General features: G+C 38.3%; 19 protein-coding genes. 10 read left to right on the top strand and 9 right to left on the bottom strand.

Translation table 11 applies throughout. From position 1 onward, the window contains the following. Positions 1-374 precede the first annotated feature (374 nt). A complete protein-coding gene (locus F3G70_RS04550; protein WP_149731520.1) occupies positions 375-704 on the top strand; it encodes a hypothetical protein in 330 nt (109 codons plus the stop codon). 90 nt (positions 705-794) lie between these two features. Here the strand turns inward: F3G70_RS04550 and F3G70_RS04545 are convergent, their stop codons facing one another. Then, positions 795-1550, bottom strand: a complete 756-nt coding sequence (locus F3G70_RS04545) for a TatD family hydrolase (protein ID WP_149731519.1) — start codon at positions 1548-1550, stop codon at positions 795-797. Between the two features lie 185 nt (positions 1551-1735). Here F3G70_RS04545 and F3G70_RS04540 point away from each other — a divergent pair, with 185 nt between their 5' ends. Next, positions 1736-2539 (top strand): helix-turn-helix transcriptional regulator, encoded by an 804-nt coding sequence (locus tag F3G70_RS04540; RefSeq protein WP_149731518.1) that lies wholly within the window; start codon positions 1736-1738, stop codon positions 2537-2539. A 2-nt stretch (positions 2540-2541) separates the two neighbouring features. Here F3G70_RS04540 and glyS read toward each other — a convergent pair whose 3' ends face one another. Genes glyS through tfrB form a run of 5 tightly spaced genes read right to left on the bottom strand, consistent with a single transcriptional unit; the run spans position 2542 to position 8071 of the window. Continuing rightward, positions 2542-4236, bottom strand: coding sequence for a glycine--tRNA ligase (gene glyS, locus F3G70_RS04535; protein ID WP_149731517.1), 1695 nt, complete (start codon positions 4234-4236; stop codon positions 2542-2544). A gap of 16 nt (positions 4237-4252) precedes the next feature. After that, the gene (gene dcd / locus F3G70_RS04530; protein ID WP_149731516.1) at positions 4253-4837 is read right to left on the bottom strand and encodes a dCTP deaminase; all 585 of its coding nucleotides are present in this window, start codon (positions 4835-4837) and stop codon (positions 4253-4255) included. Between the two features lie 18 nt (positions 4838-4855). Further along, a complete protein-coding gene (locus F3G70_RS04525; protein ID WP_149731515.1) occupies positions 4856-5686 on the bottom strand; it encodes a DUF362 domain-containing protein in 831 nt (276 codons plus the stop codon). Next, on the bottom strand, positions 5683-6576 hold the full coding sequence (locus F3G70_RS04520; RefSeq protein ID WP_149731514.1) for a TrmJ/YjtD family RNA methyltransferase: 894 nt from the start codon (positions 6574-6576) through the stop codon (positions 5683-5685). Before F3G70_RS04520 ends, F3G70_RS04525 begins: the two co-directional genes overlap by 4 nt. A 22-nt stretch (positions 6577-6598) precedes the next feature. Then, positions 6599-8071 carry a fumarate reductase (CoM/CoB) subunit TfrB gene (gene tfrB / locus F3G70_RS04515; protein ID WP_149731513.1) on the bottom strand — a complete coding sequence of 491 codons (1473 nt, stop codon included), beginning with the start codon at positions 8069-8071 and terminating at the stop codon, positions 6599-6601. 113 nt (positions 8072-8184) lie between these two features. Here tfrB and iorA point away from each other — a divergent pair, with 113 nt between their 5' ends. Genes iorA through F3G70_RS04500 form a run of 3 tightly spaced genes read left to right on the top strand, consistent with a single transcriptional unit; the run spans position 8185 to position 10987 of the window. Then, positions 8185-10077, top strand: a complete 1893-nt coding sequence (gene iorA / locus F3G70_RS04510; RefSeq protein WP_149731512.1) for an indolepyruvate ferredoxin oxidoreductase subunit alpha — start codon at positions 8185-8187, stop codon at positions 10075-10077. Continuing rightward, on the top strand, positions 10074-10652 hold the full coding sequence (locus tag F3G70_RS04505; protein WP_149731511.1) for an indolepyruvate oxidoreductase subunit beta: 579 nt from the start codon (positions 10074-10076) through the stop codon (positions 10650-10652). Before iorA ends, F3G70_RS04505 begins: the two co-directional genes overlap by 4 nt. A 56-nt stretch (positions 10653-10708) precedes the next feature. Further along, positions 10709-10987: a hypothetical protein gene (locus F3G70_RS04500; RefSeq protein WP_149731510.1), complete on the top strand. Its 279-nt coding sequence runs from the start codon at positions 10709-10711 to the stop codon at positions 10985-10987. Positions 10988-11025: 38 nt separating this feature from the next. Here the strand turns inward: F3G70_RS04500 and F3G70_RS04495 are convergent, their stop codons facing one another. Together F3G70_RS04495 and F3G70_RS04490 are read right to left on the bottom strand one after the other, a co-directional pair. Further along, positions 11026-11454 (bottom strand): amino acid-binding protein, encoded by a 429-nt coding sequence (locus F3G70_RS04495; RefSeq protein ID WP_149731509.1) that lies wholly within the window; start codon positions 11452-11454, stop codon positions 11026-11028. Positions 11455-11463: 9 nt separating this feature from the next. Beyond that, complete coding sequence (locus tag F3G70_RS04490; protein WP_149731508.1) at positions 11464-12762, bottom strand: phenylacetate--CoA ligase family protein; 1299 nt, start codon at positions 12760-12762, stop codon at positions 11464-11466. Positions 12763-13024: 262 nt separating this feature from the next. Here F3G70_RS04490 and F3G70_RS04485 point away from each other — a divergent pair, with 262 nt between their 5' ends. The 4 genes from F3G70_RS04485 to F3G70_RS04475 all read left to right on the top strand — a co-directional run bounded on the left by F3G70_RS04485 (position 13025) and on the right by F3G70_RS04475 (position 16714). Continuing rightward, positions 13025-14635, top strand: coding sequence for a sodium:solute symporter family protein (locus F3G70_RS04485; RefSeq protein WP_149731507.1), 1611 nt, complete (start codon positions 13025-13027; stop codon positions 14633-14635). After that, the gene (locus tag F3G70_RS12495) at positions 14635-14748 is read left to right on the top strand and encodes a symporter small accessory protein (protein WP_394349322.1); all 114 of its coding nucleotides are present in this window, start codon (positions 14635-14637) and stop codon (positions 14746-14748) included. Before F3G70_RS04485 ends, F3G70_RS12495 begins: the two co-directional genes overlap by 1 nt. Before the next feature lie 71 nt (positions 14749-14819). Then, the gene (locus F3G70_RS04480; RefSeq protein WP_149731506.1) at positions 14820-16004 is read left to right on the top strand and encodes an MFS transporter; all 1185 of its coding nucleotides are present in this window, start codon (positions 14820-14822) and stop codon (positions 16002-16004) included. A gap of 23 nt (positions 16005-16027) precedes the next feature. Beyond that, the gene (locus F3G70_RS04475) at positions 16028-16714 is read left to right on the top strand and encodes a carboxymuconolactone decarboxylase family protein (RefSeq protein WP_188118081.1); all 687 of its coding nucleotides are present in this window, start codon (positions 16028-16030) and stop codon (positions 16712-16714) included. A gap of 12 nt (positions 16715-16726) precedes the next feature. Here the strand turns inward: F3G70_RS04475 and F3G70_RS04470 are convergent, their stop codons facing one another. After that, on the bottom strand, positions 16727-17140 hold the full coding sequence (locus tag F3G70_RS04470) for a pyridoxamine 5'-phosphate oxidase family protein (protein WP_149731504.1): 414 nt from the start codon (positions 17138-17140) through the stop codon (positions 16727-16729). A gap of 556 nt (positions 17141-17696) precedes the next feature. Here F3G70_RS04470 and modA point away from each other — a divergent pair. Beyond that, positions 17697-18533, top strand: coding sequence for a molybdate ABC transporter substrate-binding protein (gene modA, locus F3G70_RS04465; protein WP_149731503.1), 837 nt, complete (start codon positions 17697-17699; stop codon positions 18531-18533). The last annotated feature ends 293 nt before the right edge of the window (positions 18534-18826 follow it).

Below are 18826 nucleotides of genomic sequence, written 5' to 3'. Positions count from 1 at the left end.
ATTCACAATTTTTTAGTCAAGCTATTTTTCTTATGTTTTTATCATTTATTTTTAAAAAGATATGTTTATATATTATTTAAATCAAATTTTTTCATGGAGTTTAAGGATTCCTTCATTTGGATAGAATTAAATTCTATTTTGCAACGATTATTCAATGTCTAATTGTTCCAACATGCCCTGCATGTTGTAGACATTGAATCATTTATTCAAACTAGTTTTTTATTTAATATTATGATTAAATAAAAAATGAGTGTTTTTGATAGCTTTTTTTTAATTCATGTTAAGATAAATATTTACTTTATGAATAAACACCTTACATCTCTCTTTTTTTAAAATTAAAAAGTTTATATGCAATAATATTATAATAATTAAATATGATTATAACAATTCTTGCGGTAATTTTTTTCTTTTTAATTGTTTCTGCATGCTGTTGTGGGGGTGGTGAAACTATTCTCAATAAAGCTGATTCCAGTTCAAAAAGAACTGCATCAACCAATAAGACTTTTCATTACCGGGAATCTGAAAGTAAAGGCAAATCCAATGATGGAGGTTATTGTGGTTTGAGCTGCATACATTATCGTGAAGAATTTTTAGATAGTGGCGGTGCGATAGTTAGCGATTATTGTGATGGAGGTAATGTTGAATATTATTGTGATTTAGGCCATTCTCCATCCCCCGGAAGGTTTTGTAAAGATTATGAATAATGATCTTTTAACAGCACGTTTGAATTGAATATTAATTGAGCCATTATTCAAACGATTCTTTTCAAATGAAATATTCAAGCATTAAAATTTTCAGAACCTGAAGAACTTTCGAGCATTTCCAAAGGCAATTTTATCGATATCCTTCTGATTGAAGCCCTGCTTTTTAAGTTCGCGAATCGTTTTGGGAACGGACAGCGGATCTGATGGCTTGTAGCTGCAGTCACTGTTTAATAGAAATTTATCAAATCCGTATTCATCCAGAATTGAAACGGCATCATATTTATCCATTTTCTGTGGCTGAACCGTCAGGCCTAAGGTATAATCTGTTCCAATCACCTTTTCAACGACATCCGGATTGATGTGGTCAATGACAACATATTCCGGTGAAATGTGCTGGGGCAGTATCTCCAGTATCTCATCAAGGACTTCAGCCTTGTTTTTCCTTGGGGTGTGGATGATGACATTGGTTTTTGTCTCTTCAGCTATATCCAGCTGCCTTTTGAAAATCCCGTATTCGTTATCGCTCAAGTCTTCAAGGCCGATTTCACCAATGGCTATTATATCTTCGTTTTCTATCCATTTGTAGAGATTTTCAAATATCAATTCACCGTCAAGATTTGTATTGGTTGGATGAATGCCTAAGGCCACTTTTAAATCGAGTCCGTATTCGGCTGCCCTTTTCGTGTCATAGTTCAGAATTCTCATCAAATGATTTAAAAGAATCGCATCATCATATTGATTGTACGGGTAATAGGCACATGCTACTGCAACGTCTATGCCAGATAAATACATCTTATCAAAATCTTCACCGTTTCTTGAATCCCCATGTATATGTGTGTCTATCATTTCAATCACTTCTAAAAATTTTTACCTGTTTTTTATTATATTGCTTTTCGTTGAAAAAATTTTCCTGACTTGACACATTTTATTTAAGTCTTTTGCAAGTGCGACTTTATGCTTTGTCGCACTTCCTTAGATTTTATATTCGCAACATTATAGATATTAGGCTAAGCAATACCTGTGGTGAAAATATGATTGAAACATTAAAAACAGTAAAAAACTATGAAACAATCGAAAAAGACGTTAAATTCCTGCCAAAATCTTTAATAAGACTTAGAATACTAAAAATGCTATATGATTATCCAAGGGATATGAAGGAAATGAATCATGAAACAAAATTCCATTACAGTGCAATATCGACTCATATTCATGGCCTTGAATTAAACGGTCAGGTATATAAGGAAAACAATCGGTATTTCCTGTCCAACTCAATGAAGCTTCAGATGGATAATCTGCTGAAAATAAATAACCTGATGAACCTTCTGGAAATCATATCTCCTATCCTGCAGGGCCATAAGGTCATGTCAATTCCTAGGGATTGCGTTGAAAACATCCATTATCTGGACAACATCGAACTGATAGAATCCAGTGGCTTTGATGTTTATAAGGCTTATGAATTCATTGAAAAATCTCTCTTGAAGGCGAAAAGCGTCAATGCGATTTTGCCTTTCTCATACAATGAATTCAACATGCTTTTCAACAGGCTCTCAAAAAGGATAGATATAGATTTGCTGATTCCTGAAGATATCAAGGACATCCTTTTAAGGAATCTGGACACCTCCAAAAGCAATTTGAGAATCGGTTATTTCAATGGCGACGAGGCAGCTCCGTTTCTGTTGATCTGCACTGATGAAAAGGTGATTTTAGGTTTCTTTAAGGATGACGGCACTTACGATCAGAATCGCTTACTGACCTCCGAGGATGATGACTGCATCATCTGGGGCAATGAGCTTTTTAAAAACTTCAAAAAGGAAAATATTAAAATGAGTCATTAAACTCATTTGTAATAATTTTCTAGATATTCAGGTATTTCACTTATCGGAATTCTTTTTTGGGCTTCAGTGTCCCTGTCTCTTACGGTAACCATGTTGTCGTCTTTTGACTCGTAATCAACGGTTACTGCAAGAGGGATACCGATTTCGTCAGCCCTTGCATATCTTCTTCCTATAGTTCCGCTTTCATCATATTCGACGGTGAAACCGGCCAGCCTTAAACTGTCCTTAATTTCGGTAGCTATTTCAGGAAGCCCGTCCTTTTTAACGAGAGGATAAACTCCAACCTGTACCGGCGCGACGCATTTGGCGAACTTGAAATAGTCCTTTTCGTCGGTTTCTTCAAATGAATGCAATAAGACGGAGTAGAGGATACGGTCGATACCGAATGAAGGCTCGATTACGTGAGGAATTATCTTTTCTCCGGTAACGTCGGCTTCCACTTCCTCTATGATGAGAAGGTCCTTATCCACTTCATAGCTGTCATCCAGTTGGACAACGTATTTGCCGTCGCTTTCGATTGCGGAGATGATTTCCTGTGGGTCGGCGTCTTCAATTGCCTGTTTCACTTTAGGTGAATCTCCCTTAAAGACAGGTCCGAATTTTGAGAGGTTTGGCTTAATGACCGTCTTTTTCACTTTTTTAGGTTCATCGTATTCCTTGAACACGTTAAGCTCGTCATTACTGAACTCGGAGTGTGAAGAGAGGTCATAGTCTCCCCTGTCCGCTATTCCGATGATTTCAACCCATCCGTACTTGTCGGTTTTTACTTCAACGTCCCAGCAGTCAAGGGCGTAGTGAGCCATTTCCCCTGCCAGGTGCTGGCGGAACCTTAAAACGTCATTAGGTATTCCGATTTCATTTAGGAACTTACGTGCTAAGTATAATTGATAGATTAACATTTCATTGGCAACGATTCCCTTGTCCAAGGCTTCGCGTGCGGTGATTTCCAATGGCTCCAGGTCATTTTCCTGAACTTCCTGTGAATTGAGCCTCAGGATTTCATTTTCAATCTGTGCGAATTTAGGGGTTGTCTTGTCGGTAGGGTCCAGAAAGATTTCGGCTTCGGCTTGAGTGAATTCCCTGAGCCTGATTACGCCCTGCCTTGGGGAAATCTCGTTTCTGTAGGCTTTTCCCAATTGGACAACTCCGAAAGGAAGTTTTCCTCTGAAGAATCTTTCAAGACGTTTGAAAAGGATGAATATTCCCTGTGCCGTTTCAGGCCTCATGTATCCTACCTTGTTTCCCTTGGCACCGATTTGGGTTTTAAACATCAGATTGTAGTCCCAAATGTTTGCAAGGTCTCCTCCACATTCAGGACACTTGATGTTGTTTTCTAAAACGATTTTATCCATTTCGCTGTTTTCAAGGCTTTCCACGTCAACGCCTATTGCCTCTTCGATGATATGATCTGCCCTGAAGACTTCTCCGCAGCTTTCACATTTTGTCATCGGATCGGTGAAGTTGTCGACGTGTCCTGATGCCTTAAGGACTTCCTTCGGCATTACGGTAGGCCCTTCTATTTCATAGAATCCTTCTCCTGAAACGTACTGCTTTCTCCATTTCTGCATGATGTTATTTTTTAAGCTTGCTCCTAATGGGCCATAATCCGTGAATCCGGATACTCCGGAATATATTTCAAATGATGGCCATAAAAATCCTCTTTTCGCACTTATATTTGTCATTTTGTCATGATTCATAAATATTAACTTCCATTCATTTTTTTAATTCGTAATCAAGTTTAACTCTACTGCTTTCAGGACTGGTCTGTCCCATATATTTACTGTTCCTGCTTGGATGGCCGTAAGGCACTTCTGCAGGTGATGTCATTGTTTCAAAAACAATCTGACATACTCTCTGGCCGGGATAAAGGGCAACAGGCATTGCGCCGATATTTGAGATTTCAAGGGTAATGTTTCCTTCAAAGCCCGGGTCGATGAAGCCTGCGGTCACGTGCATGGTAACTCCAAGTCTTCCCATGCTGGAACGGCCTTCAACACGAGCCACAAGGTCATCGGGAATTTTAACGTATTCTGCTGTTGTGGCCAGCGCAAATTCGTTGGGATGAATAATGAATGCTTCTCCTTTGGGAACCGTAATTTCCTCCATGTATGAGGAAATGTCATCTTCATCTTTAGGATCGATATACGCCTTTCTAATTACTTTAAATACCTTAAACTCATCTCCCAATCTCATGTCAACTGAAGATGGCTGTATTTGCTTTTCATCCAGAATAGGGTCAATTTCAATTTTGCCTTCTTCCAAATATTTTATTATGTCTTTATCACTTAAAATAGCCATTTTATCACATAGGTAATTTTATAATTCTTTTATTTCAATTAAATCTTCTAATCTGTTAACTATATTGTCAACCGCCTCTTCAGTGTAGTCAATATTGATTGCACCGAATTTGCATGTATTTGCGCAAAGGCCGCAGCCTCTGCAAGTATCATGATCGATTGTAATTTTATTGTCTTTCAGGCCGATGGCATTGAACATGCAGACTTCATCCAAACATTTCTTACACATTCTGCAGTTCTCTTCGCTGAGACTGACAGTGACTCCGTCAAGTCTTTCCAGTTTATCGGTAATGTCATCATCCAAATTGGGATATACCTTCCACAGACAGCAGCATGGACAGCAATGACATATTGTCAACAGGCCTTTTCCCGGACGCACATTCATCCAGACGGTATCGATTTTGTTCCTGCCTATAATGTGGCTTAAACCTGCTTCATCTGCCCTGTCAACCTGCTCCAGGGCTTCTTCAACGCTTGCCTTTTTTCCAATATGTTCAGGTATTCTTTTTGATGTCGGACCGAGGAAAATACATCCTATGTCTTGAGGATAATCCTGGCAGTTATTTGAGGTTCTGCAAAGGCAGGAATTCATTATAACAATATCATCGCAGCGTTTAATGACTTCCTTAATGATTTCTGTAGGTAAAAATTCAGACCCTTCAGATTCTATTTTCTTATTGACGCTAATCGTATTGGGTATAACGATTATCTCGTCATCTTCAAAGAGGAACTTTTCCACTGCCTTCTTGTATAATTCGGATTTTTTTGTAAACTCTGCAATCCTGAATCTCCAATTGAATATGTACTTAAGGGTAAAACGGCTTAAGTCCACAAATCTCGGTCTTCTCATTGTTCACCTATCTTATTTTTCAATCTTCTTAAAATACCTTTAAAAGTATGAGCTTCCCTGCCTGTAATGAAAGCCCTATTAATTATATTTCTAAAGGTCTTTAAACCATTTTTCTTTTTATGCTCCGGAATGTCCAGGCTGTTTATCAGATCGGTCATGTCCTTTACAAGATATTCCTTTTCCAAATGAGAACTCTCTTCAAGTCCTTCAACCGGAAATTCATGCTTGTTTTTAAACAGCTCATAGAATATTATTGCTGCCGCATGGGAAATGTTGAGAATCGGATAGGTGGGATCAGTTGGAATGGACACGCAGATATCGCAGTCTTCAATTTCCTTATTTGAAAGGCCGTCCCCTTCTCTTCCAAACAGTATTGCGATTTTATTGTTGACGTTAATGCTTTTAGCTAAATCTTCCGGTTTTAATGGAATTCTTGATAGGTTGTAGCTGCCTCCGGCAATTCCGGTTGATGCGATTTTAAAGTCAATCCTTTTTGACTGATAAAAATCATTTAAATTAGGATAAACCAAGGCGTTTTCCACAATGTATTTTCCATGCGTTGCCTGATAATATGCTTCAGGCGTAAGGGTTGGGGGATTGATCAATACCAGATTTCTCAATCCGAAGTTTGCCATTGTTCTTGCGAGAAACCCTATATTTCCAGGAGTTTCACACTCCACAAAGACAATATAAATGTTATTTTTGAACAAGTCCAGTTCCTCTTCGGAATCGCTTTTGGTTTGCTGAAGCTCTTTTATTGCTAAAGATTGGCCTCTGGACTTTGCCTTTTTTGTTGAAGTTGATTTTTTCTCGGTTTTTTCTTCTTTTTCAGGTTGGGCGATAGGGGTGGCTTCAACTACCTTTTCCTCACTTACCGCAGCATCTCCCATTCAAAATCAACTCCTTTAAATATTATTCATAAGCTTTTTCCAATAACTCTAAAATGTGCATTACCTTAACGTTCTCTTCGCCCATATCATCCAGGCCGTCCTGAAGGTTTCTTTCACAGAACGGACAGATTGTAACTACTGCATCGGCGCCGGTGTCTTTAATCATTTCGGCCTTTGCCTTTGAAAGCTCCATTGCGATTTCAGGTCTTCCGGATTTTATTCCGCCTCCTGCACCGCAGCACTGGCATGGATAAAGCATTTCCTCGAATTCAACGCCTGGAACCATCTCGATGATTTCACGGGGTTCATCCTTAATTCCCTGGCCTCTTGCCAAGTGACATGGGTCATGGTAGGTAACCTTGATATTAACGTCTTTCATTTTCTCGGTATCAAGCTTATCAACAAGGAATTCGCTTATGTCCATCACGTTGAGCTTTGAACCGAATTGAGGATGATTGTTCTTGAGGGTTGCTCCGCAGCCGGAACATAAGGTGATAACGGCATCATAATCTTTAAATACTTCCTTGTTTTTGTCAACCAAACCCTGAACAAGCTCAGTCTGTCCGGTCCTTAAAAGCGGAGAACCGCAGCAGACCTGGCCTTCGGGAATATCAATTTTAATGTCATTTGCTTCAAGAACTTTCAGTAAACTGTGGCCGATTTTCTGCAGTTTATTATCCAGCATACAGCCGGTAAACAAAGCAACCTTCGAGCCGTTGTAGTTGTCAACCTGACTTATGAAGCTTTCACCGTCAACTGAAACGGACCTTCCGGTTTCCTTGATATTGTCATGGAATGCAACGTGTTCAGGCAGAGGGCCCTGATTTTGGGAGCATGCAATAGCTCTCATCTTTTCGATTGCATCGCCGAAGGTATTAATGTTTTTAGGACAAACCGCCAGACATTTTCCGCAGCTGGTACAGTTGTATAATCCTTCATCCAAACTTTCTTTCAAGCGATTAAAGTCTTCACGAGGGTCTGATTCAAATTTGGATATGTATCTCATTATGTATGGTCCGCCAAACTCGGCAGTTGCAAAGTTAACGACAGGACAGCTTGAAAGACATGAATAGCACTCAATGCAGCTTCTAAGCTTTTTGGTATCGGCGGTTTCTGCTTTCGTTATGCTTTCGTCCAGTTCGTCATTGTCTTTAGCGTGCAAATTTAATTCCAGGTCTTTAACCTTATTTTCTATTTCGCTTCTCTCGACAATCAAATCCTTGATAACGGGCATTCTTAAAGGCTCTATTCTTGCATTGTCCTTTATTTCCTTTTGACATGCAAGAGCGCCATTGCCGTTAAACAGTATTCCACAGGATCCGCATTGTCCTGCCCTACAGGAACTTCTGAAGCTGATGTCGGCATCATACTTGTCGTTGATTGCCTGCAGTGCATCCAAAACCTTCATCTGTGGGGTTTTTTCAATTTCATAACACTCCATGTGAGGTTCGCTATCCTTTTTTGCGTCGAACCTGGAGACATAAACCTTAATCATCATCATCCCTCTTTTTTAAACTAAGTCAAAATATCTATAAATTTATATTATATTTTGAACTTATTATTATAATATATTATCTATTTATAAATAATCTTTAAGGAATAAAAATAATGAATCTAAAAGAATTAGTTACTGGAAAGTCTGGTGAAAAAGGGTTTTTGCTAGGTAATGAAGCGGCGGTAAGAGGCGTAATAGAGGCAGGTGTCTCCATAGCTGCAACATACCCTGGAACTCCTTCATCAGAGATTGGAAATATATTATCTGTCCTTGCTAAGGATGCAAACATTTATTTTGAATTTTCAACCAATGAAAAGGTCGCAATGGAGGTTGCAGCAACGGCTGCCGCTTCAGGACTTCGTTCATTTACTTTCATGAAGCATGTCGGCATGAATGTGGCCAGCGACTCATTCATGACAACCGCATATACCGGCGTAAATGGAGGAATGGTTATACTGGTCGCTGACGATCCTTCACTCTTTTCATCACAGAATGAGCAGGATACGCGTAATTATGCACGCCTGGCTAACGTTCCCGTTTTTGAACCTTCAAACTGTCAGGAAGTAAAGGACATGGTCAAATATGCCTTTGAAGTTTCACAAGAGTATAAACTGCCTGTCATCGTTAGAACAACCACTCGTGTATCCCACATGAGGGGCGTTGTGGAATTCGGTGACGTTAATGACAACTCATCAAATAACGATAATCACTGGAAGAGAGGACATTTTGACAAAGACCCTTCAAAATACGTGCCTGTTCCCGTCTTTGCAGGCAAGATGCATGAAAGGCTGTGCGATAAAATTTCTAAAATAAATGATTTAACGAACAAATCAGAATTTAATAGGATTACTTCATTTTCAGATGAAAAGAAATACGGTGTGATTTCATCCGGAAGCGCATTCAACTATGCCTTTGATGTCATAAAATACAATGACTTGGACATGGACATTTTAAAAATCGCATTTTCATATCCATTCCCTGATAAAAAAGTCATTGAATTTTTAAATGACTTGGATGAGGTTTTCATCGTTGAAGAGGTCGACCCTATAATGGAAAAAGAGGTGCTGGCTTTAATCGGGCGTGAAAACTTAAACGTTACCGTTCACGGAAAACTGGACGGAACATTGCCTGAATGCTATGAATTCAACTCAGACATTGTTGCCGAAGGCTTTGATAAGGTATTGGACTTCCTTAATAAAGATGAAATTACCTTTACTGACAGCTTAAATGGATTGGCAGAAAAGATACCTTCAAGGGCTCCCGTATTGTGTGCTGGATGTCCTCACAGGGCAATGTATTACGGAATAAACATAGCTATCGCAGAATTAGGCTTAAAGACTTCAGACGTTGTATTCGCATCAGATATCGGATGCTATACTTTAGGTATCAATCCGCCGTACAATGCTGCCGATTATCTATTGTCAATGGGTTCAAGCGTTGGGGACGGCTGCGGATTTTCAGTTTCCACAGACCAGAAAGTGGCAAGCTTCATCGGTGATTCAACGTTTTTCCACAGCGGAATTTCTCCATTGATTAATGCAGTTCACAATAAGCATAATTTCGTATTAACTGTTCTTGACAACAGGATTACGGCCATGACGGGCGGTCAGCCGAATCCGGGCATTCCAGTTGACGGAATGGGCGATGAAGCCCCTGAAATATCAATCCGTAAGTTGGCATTGGCCTGCGGAGTTGATTATGTGCGCGTTATCAATCCGTTCAACCTGGACCAGGTTGTCAAAACATATAAGGAAGCATTTGAACGTGATGACACTGCAGTAATCATTTCAAAAGCTCCATGTACATTAATTAAGGGACTGACCAAAAAGCCTCCGGTTAAACTGGTTGAATCAAACTGCAATCACTGTGATAAATGCGTAAGCGAACTTGCATGTCCTGCAATTTCAAAAATGGACGGCAAAATCCAAATTGATGAGTCAATGTGTGACGGATGCGGAGTATGTATTCAGGTCTGTAAATATGGTGCACTGGAGGTGGGAAAATGAGCTATACTATTTACATCTGTGGCGTAGGAGGCCAGGGAATTATTAAAACCTCAGTAATTATCGGAGAAGCCGCAATGAATCAGGGTTTAGATGTGGTAATGAGTGAAATTCACGGAATGTCCCAGAGAGGCGGATCCGTTTCAACCGAGTTAAAGATAGGTGAATTCAACAGTTCAATCATTCCGGACACAACCGCAGACATGCTATTGTCCTTTGAACCTATCGAAACGATAAGGGGATTGCACAAGGTTAATAAGGACAGCAAAATCGTTTACAATACTCATCCGATTGTGCCGTCTTCAAGTGACATGAGCTATCCGAGCATTTCAGGCATTACAAGTGCCTTGAAAGAGAACTTTACTCATGTTTTACCTATTGATGCTACGAAACTGGCCTTGGATGCTGGAAATATCCTGTCATTGAACATGGTTCTTTTGGGAGCGGTAACTGCAGATGACAAATTCCCGTTATCCAAAGATGCGGTCATCGATGCAATGAAAAACAATCTGCATGAAAGGTTCCATGATTTGAATCTAAAAGCTATTGAGAATGGATATAAATCAATCAAGGGTTAAAAATTTAAATATCATTAAGAGTAAATCATTAATTAGATTATAATAGTGGGGATTTTATGGCTTACCAAATAGACAACGCTATAGTAAAAAAGGATAGGACTGGGAAATTAACATTAATTGACCCGGAAGGCAATTTTCAAGATGAAGATGCATTCATTGCAGTTAAAAGTGATGATTTGATTACGATTCAACTTTTAATTAACAGTATCATGAATAATGATTTTAAAAGTTGGAGAGAACTTGGTGTTATTCCGGAAACGGAACCTATTAAATCTTTGCTTCCTCGTTTAGGTTATTCTAAAGAGGATATAGCTAAATTATTGAAAGAATTCTAAATGATTTTGTTTTTTAATAAAAAATTAGTAGAAAAGAATTAAATCTTTTCTATATCTTCTTTTTTAAGTATTTTCGCATTATTTTTTTCAAACACTTCAATTGCCTTTTGAGTATCTTCTACTTTTATGGCAACAATTGCTTCGCCAGGCTCGTTGCCTACAAATGCGTAAATGTATTCTATATTGATGTCGGCGTCATCCAATACTGTCAGAGTTGAGTTCAGTCCGTTTGGTTCGTCCGGAACGGTCACTACAATAACTTCGTTTTCCTTAACGATAAATCCGTCTTTTTCAAGTGCCTTTGTTGCTTTTTCGTTATCGGACACTATCAATCTTAGAATTCCGTATTTTGATGTGTCCGCAACGGATAATGCGCGTATGTTAATGCCGGCTTTTGCCAACGTATCGATAGCTTTTCTTATTCTTCCTTCCTTGTTTTCGATAAATACTGAAATTTGAATTGCCATTTTATCACCTTATAACTCTCTTTCATCGATTACACGAACAGCTTTTCCTTCACTTCTTGGGAGGGATTCAGGTTCACATAATGTAACATCCACTCTCAATCCGGTTTCTGATCTGATTGATGCCTGAATCTGCTTTTCCACTTGTTCCATTTTTCTTATTTCGTCTGAGAACAGTTCCTTTGACGCCTCGACTTTAACTTCCACTTCATCAAGAATGTCTGGTCTTGTGACGTGTATCAGGTAGTTTGGGCTGATTCCACTAACCTTAAGCAATGCCTTTTCGATTTGTGATGGGAAAACCATAACTCCTTTGATTTTGAGCATGTCATCGCTTCTTCCAGTGATTCTTGTCATTCTGACGGTTGTCCTTCCGCATTCACATTTTTCATCAATCAATGATGTCAAATCCTTAGTTCTGAATCTTAAGATTGGCATTCCAGTTTTCGTAAGGGATGTCAATACCAGTTCGCCGCTTTCGCCGGCTTCCAGGGTTTCTCCGGTGTCGGGATTTATGATTTCAGGATAAAAATGATCGTCCTGGATGTGCATTCCGTTCTGTTCATCGCATTCCTGTGCAACTCCAGGCCCCATTACTTCAGTCAATCCATAGATGTTGTGGGTTTTGATTCCAAGGGATGCTTCGATTCTTTTTCTCATTTCATTTGTCCACATTTCGGCTCCGTGGATTCCAATTTTTAAATTAATGTCTTCCAAAGCGATTCCGGCCTTTTCTCTGGATTCGCCCAGATACATTGCGTAAGATGGGGTACATGTCAATATGTCGCTTTGAAAGTCAACCATGGTATCCAGCTGCCTTTGGGTGTTTCCGGCTGAAATCGGTATTGTAATTGCACCCATCTTGTTTCCGCCATGGTGAATTCCGAATCCTCCTGTGAAGAGTCCATATCCGTATGCGTTTTGAATGATGTAGTCCTTTTCGGCACCGGCCATTTTCAATCCTCGCGCAATGCATTCTCCCCATATTTCAAGGTCGTTTTGGGTGTATGCGGTCACGGTAGGCTTTCCGGTTGTTCCGGATGACGCGTGGATTTCAACAATCTCCTCTCTGGGAACGGCCAGAAGTCCGAGAGGGTAGGCCTGTCTCAGGTCGCTTTTTGTCGTGAACGGTATTTTTTCAATGTCCTTTAAGGTTTTTATGTCCTCAGGTTTCAATCCTATTTCATCAAATCTCTTTTTATAGAATTCCACGTTTTCATAGGCCAGCTTAACGGTTTTTTTAAGTCTTTCAAGCTGAACCTTTTCTTTCTCTTCCTTTGTCATACATTCGGCTTTTTCATCCCAATACATATTTATCCCTATTTTTAATTTTTTCTCGTTTAATTATTAGTTTTTCATATATTATAAGCTTTTTTTAATAGTACAATTGTGTGCAATGTTTAAATGAACAATTAATTACATAATCATTACCTTTAATTAAATAAATGTATTTTCCATACCTTTTAATCATTGTACTTTTTTGTACATTAATGTATTTTTAATGATAATCTTTAAATAAAGTGTATGATAAATAATATTATATAATATTTTTTATTATTTAGAGGTTTTAATTATGGACGTAATGATTTTAGCTATTGTATTTATAATCTACATATTTGCACTGGTTTTTGTAGGTTATTATGCATACAAGAAAACTAAATCCTCTGAAGACTTTATGATAGCTGGTAAGGATACGCATCCATTTATCATGGCAATGAGTTATGGAGCTACTTTCATTTCAACGGCAGCTATCGTAGGTTTCGGCGGAGTTGCAGGTGAATATGGTATGAGTGTCTTATGGCTGGCATTTTTGAACATCATTATCGGAGTATTCATCGCATTTGTATTTTTAGGAAAAAGAACTCGTAGAATGGGTCACGCCTTGGGCTCCTTGACATTTCCGGAGTTTCTGGGCAAAAGATTTGACTCCAAATTTATTCATTATTTCTCAGGATTAATCATTTTCTGTGCAATGCCTTTATATGCTGCGGTTGTATTAATCGGAGCTGCAAGATTTTTGGAATCTTCACTGTTAATTGATTTCAGCATTGCGCTTTTAATCTTATCAATAATTATCACGTTTTACGTGCTGTTCGGAGGAATCCGTGGTGTAATGTATACCGACGCATTGCAGGGTACCATTATGGTTGTAGCTATGGTATTCTTGCTTGTGTTCGTATATTGGCTGCTTGGCGGTATTGATACTGCAAATTCAGCACTTTCTGGTATGGTTAATCTGTATCCTGCAGATGCCATAGCGACAGGGGGAACGGGATGGACGAGCTTCCCAACGTTGGGAACGCCATTCTGGTGGTCTTTAGTATCATCAACCCTTATCGGAGTGGGTATCGGTGTGCTGGCACAGCCTTCATTGATTGTAAGGTTCATGACCGTAAAATCCGATAAGGAACTTAACAGGTCAGTATTGATTGGTGGTATATTCATCGCAATCATGCCTACAACCGCCTATATCGTAGGATCCCTTTCAAACGTCTATTTCTACAATACGTTAGGAAAGATTGCAGTTGATGTCGTCGGAGGAAACATCGACAAGATTATTCCGACATTCATTACCTCAGCATTGCCTGAATGGTTCGTATACATCTTTTTATTATCATTGATTGCAGCAGCAATGTCTACGATATCCTCCCAGCTCCATACGCAGGGAACAGCATTCGGTGTGGACATCTACGGTACAATCAGGAATAAAACCAAACAGAAAATGGATCAGGTCACGATTTCAAGAGTCGGTATCCTACTAGCTATCATACTGGCATTGGTTATGGCTTTTTCACTTCCGGGAAGTGTGGTTGCGCTCGGAACAAGCCTCTTCTTTGAAATCTGTGCTGCAGCCTTCCTGCCGGTATTTTTAGGTGCTCTTTACTGGAAAGGAACTACAAGACTTGGAGCTATTGCAGGAATTGTATCCGGAACCATTGTAAGCCTGTTCTGGTTAATATTCGTATTTGCAAAAACCGCAAAGGGTCTCGGAATATGTATGGCATTACTGGGCACTGAAACAATCCTACCTGCTGCACCATGGCCGTTCATTGACGTTATGCTGATTGCAGTTCCTGTATCCGCATTATTTACTATTGTCGTAAGTTTACTTACCAAACCTCCTGCAGAGGAAGTCATTAACGAAGCATTCAAGGACATTGACAATAAGGGGAGTGAAGCATAATGATGGTTTTTGGAATTGAAGACCCATGGATTTGGGGAGTATACGTTGGAATTATCTTATCCACGCTCTTATGTGTTGTTTATGGTATTGTAAACTGGAATAAAGGAGATTGAACTCTTCTTTATTTATTTTTCTTTTTTTTCAATTAAATATTAAATATCATTAATGTTAAAGTATATAATTAATGAACGCTGATGAAAACGAAAAGATATTTACAAAATCCTTTTTCTTAATATTCGGGGCGTTATTGTTCACTGCTCTGGTAATGTATGCGCTCATGTCAACGGTAACTGAGCATGCTACAGCCATGGGCTCCACAGCCACCATTGCAGGGCTTGTATCTGGAATATATGTATTTGGCGGGTTATGCTCAAGAATATACTCCGGAAATGCTTTGGACAGGGTAGGCTGGAGAAAAATCGCCCTTACTTTCATGAGCATTCACTTTTTTGCCTGTTTTTTATATTTCTTTGTAAATGACGTGACTTTTCTTTTGATTGTCCGCTTCATACATGGTATCGGCTTCGGCGCATCGGCAAATGCAATCGTTACAATAGCTTCAGCAATACTTCCCAAAAAACGATTCGGTGAAGCTTTCGGCTACTTTATGCTCGGAACAACGATAGCTGTCGGTCTGGGGCCCTATATCGGAGGATTCCTTTATGACAATTTCTCATCTTTCGGCTGTTTTGCGGCCGCAACCCTTTTTTGCGGAATCGCCCTTGTCTGCATGTCATTAATTGATATCAACAAGTATGATCCGAGCAAGAACAATCCGAATAATAATAAATCTGAAAAGGACAGCTATTCATTAATTGAAAAGGTCTTTGAGATAAAGGCTATTCCGGTTTCCCTTTTTACTGCATTGACAGCTTTAGGATATGTTTCAATTCTCTCATTTTACAGGCTCTATGCCGCTGAAATCAACTTGACTCAGGCATTTTCCTGGTTCTTTATAATATATTCAATCTGTCTTGTATTGACAAGACCTCTTGCAGGCAAAATCCAGGACAATCATGGAGACATGATAATCTGCGTAACAGGAATCATCGCACAAAGTGCAGGTATTTTTCTAATAGCTATTGCACCTTCATATGTCACGATATTCATCTGCGCAATATGTCTTTCATTGGGTTTCGGTACGTTGAATTCTGCCTGCACTACAATCGTAACGAGAAATTCCTCAGAAACCAGACGCCCATATGCCCTTTCAACCTTCTTTATTTTCTGTGACGCCACAATAGGCTTTGGGCCTGCATTACTGGGCATGTTCGTTTCCGCATCAACGGGATATGCTCCGTTATATTACGTGGCTTCATTCATCACGCTGCTTGCCCTACCGATTTGTATTTATGCATTGAGAAAGTAAAATGTTAACAAGGGGGAATGATTTTGAAGTTAAGAAAAAACGATCCTGATTTTTTTGAAATTTTCAACAGTTTCAACAACAGAGAAATTCTGGAATACGTATCAATATCAAAAAGGACCAGATTCATAATCACTCTGGCCACATTGATTGCCAACACGTCTAAAGAGAAATATGCAATTGCAGTTCGTGACGCACTTGAGGTAATGAGTCCGATTGAAATCAAGGAAGTGCTCTATCAGTCAGTTGCATATGTCGGCATTGGAAAGACATTCGAACTCTTTGAAGTCACCAATGATGTTCTGGCTAAAAATGGTGTTGAATTGCCTTTAAAAAGCATATCGACCGTAAATAAGGAAAACCGTCATGAAAAGGGTTTGGAGATTCAGAAAAGGTATTTTGGCGATGAGGTTATTCAGTCAATGATTGATAATGCTCCTGAAGGCCAGGAAAGGTTCAATGATTTCCTTTCAGGTTACTGTTTCGGTGATTTCTACACAAGAGACGCTCTGGATGATAAGGACCGTGAAATGATTACCTTCTGCGTTTTGGCTACGTTGGGCGGTTGTGAAAATCAGTTGAGAGCTCATGTTGCGGCCAATTTAAATGTCGGCAATGATAAAGAGGTATTGATTGATGCATTAACCATTCTCTTGCCGTATATAGGCTTTCCAAGAACGCTGAATGCGTTGGCGATAATAAATGAATATTAATGCTTAAAAGCATTAATATTTAAATTTTAATGTTTCTTCGACTGCGAACATGTTTCTGAATTCTGCTGTAGCATCATCCAGATAGAACATTCCCATTTCCCAGCCGTTTTCTTTGTAGGCCGCACCGATTTCGGGCATTATTTCAAAGGTCTTTTCGACAAGTTCTGGGTTGTCGTCTGCTGTTGCAGTTCCGTAATATCTTAGGAATTTATCTTTTTCAGGGCTTAATGCTACAATTTCTATTTTAGGATTTTCCTGCATCTGTTTCCAGACTTCTTTGAATGTTCCTACTCCAAAGTATATTTTGTCTTCAACAATCATGTGGAAACCTAATGGTCTGCATTTTGGCTGGTCGCCATCTACGCTGGCAAGGAAGAATACTCCTGCTTCAGTTATGAAATCATCTACTTTTTGAATGTCTGACATTATATCACCATCATTTAAATTATAATGACTTAATAATTAATATAAATTTTGTTTTTATGGATAAATTGCGATGTGAAGTGATTGACAATAAGTAACTTTATTTTAATTTGTTTGAAACGTGTCTTTTCTTACTTCAAATTAATTAATGAATCGTCATGAAAGCATGAATATCGTATCAATAGAAAATTATTTATCTTCAATAAAATATTTTTAAAGTATATAAAAATGATAATAAATTAATCAATAAGATTTTTAAATTATAATTATTTTAAATTTATATTATTAAGATATAATAATTAATAATAAATAAATTCAACGATTTTTTTAAAGAATATAAAAATTCAATATGAATAAGTTTATATATCATATTAAATATAAATTATAATCACTCATCAAGATAATTCGATTATGATTTAATATTGAGAAACGAAGAGAGAAAAAATCTTTTTCAGTTGATGTGTAGTATAGAATCATTCGTATCTTTTTATTAATCTTCGATATTGCTTTTGATGTTTGATTGTGTTATTTGTTAAAATTTTTCAAAAGGAGAAAAACTATGAAATCTACAAAAAAATTGTTATTCGCCGCTATTTTGGCGTTAGTAGTAATTGTTGGTGTAGGTACCTGTTCCGCAGGTTTATTTGACTTCCTTGGCGGTGGCTCTAACAGCACTGCTACCAACAGTAGCTTAAATGGACAAGAAGTTGATCTGGCTGCTGCAGCTAGTTTAAAAAATGCATTTGATAAAGATTTAATTCCAATGTTTGAAAAACAATATCCTGGAGTAAAAGTTGTTCCTACTTATGCTTCAAGTGGAGATTTGCAATCTCAGATTGAAAACGGTTTAAAAGCAGATGTATTCATGTCTGCTGCTAATAAACAGATGAATGCTTTGATTAATGAAAGTTTGGTTGATAACAAGACTAACGTTCAATTATTAGAAAACAAAGTTGTATTGATTGTGCCTAAAGACTCAACCGCCAACATATCTTCATTTGATGACTTGAAAAATGTAAACGGCACTATTGCTATTGGTGATCCCGAATCCGTACCTGCAGGTCAATACGCTAAAGAAGCGCTAACCAACCTTGGCATTTGGGATGCAATTCAAGGAAAATTGTCTCTTGGTACTGATGTAACTGCTGTATTGAACCAAGTGGCTCAAGGATCCGCTGATTGTGGTATTGTATACTCCACTGATGCAAAATCCAATGATGGTGTTAAAGTAGTTTGTGAAGCTCCTGATGGTGCTTTAAAAACTCCTGTAATCTATCCTGTAGCTATGGTAAACGGTTCAGAACATCCTGATGCTGCACAAGCATTCCTGGACTTCCTGCAAACAAAAGAAGCTAAGGATGTTTTCGTCCAATACGGCTTTACCATTCATGCATAAATCTGTCTGAGATGTGAAATAATGCTCCTGTGTCTTAATGCAGGAGATGAATTTCACAATTTTTGAATGTTCAATGATTTTTTTAATATAATTTTTTCTTTTTAAATGCTATCTGATATTAATTTAAATAGTATAATTTAATAAAATATTAATGGCAATATAAATGTCAATAAACTATTTAAAAAGTTGCAAATTTTAAGGGGTTTGTCAATAAATCCATAATTTGATTATTTTACTTATTTTTTCTATTTAATTATCAAGTTGTCCTTTATTTTTGTTTTATTCTTTTTAAA

Source organism: Methanobrevibacter millerae (assembly GCF_900103415.1).
Classification (GTDB): domain Archaea; phylum Methanobacteriota; class Methanobacteria; order Methanobacteriales; family Methanobacteriaceae; genus Methanocatella; species Methanocatella millerae.
This window is presented reverse-complemented; position numbering and strand designations above follow the sequence as displayed.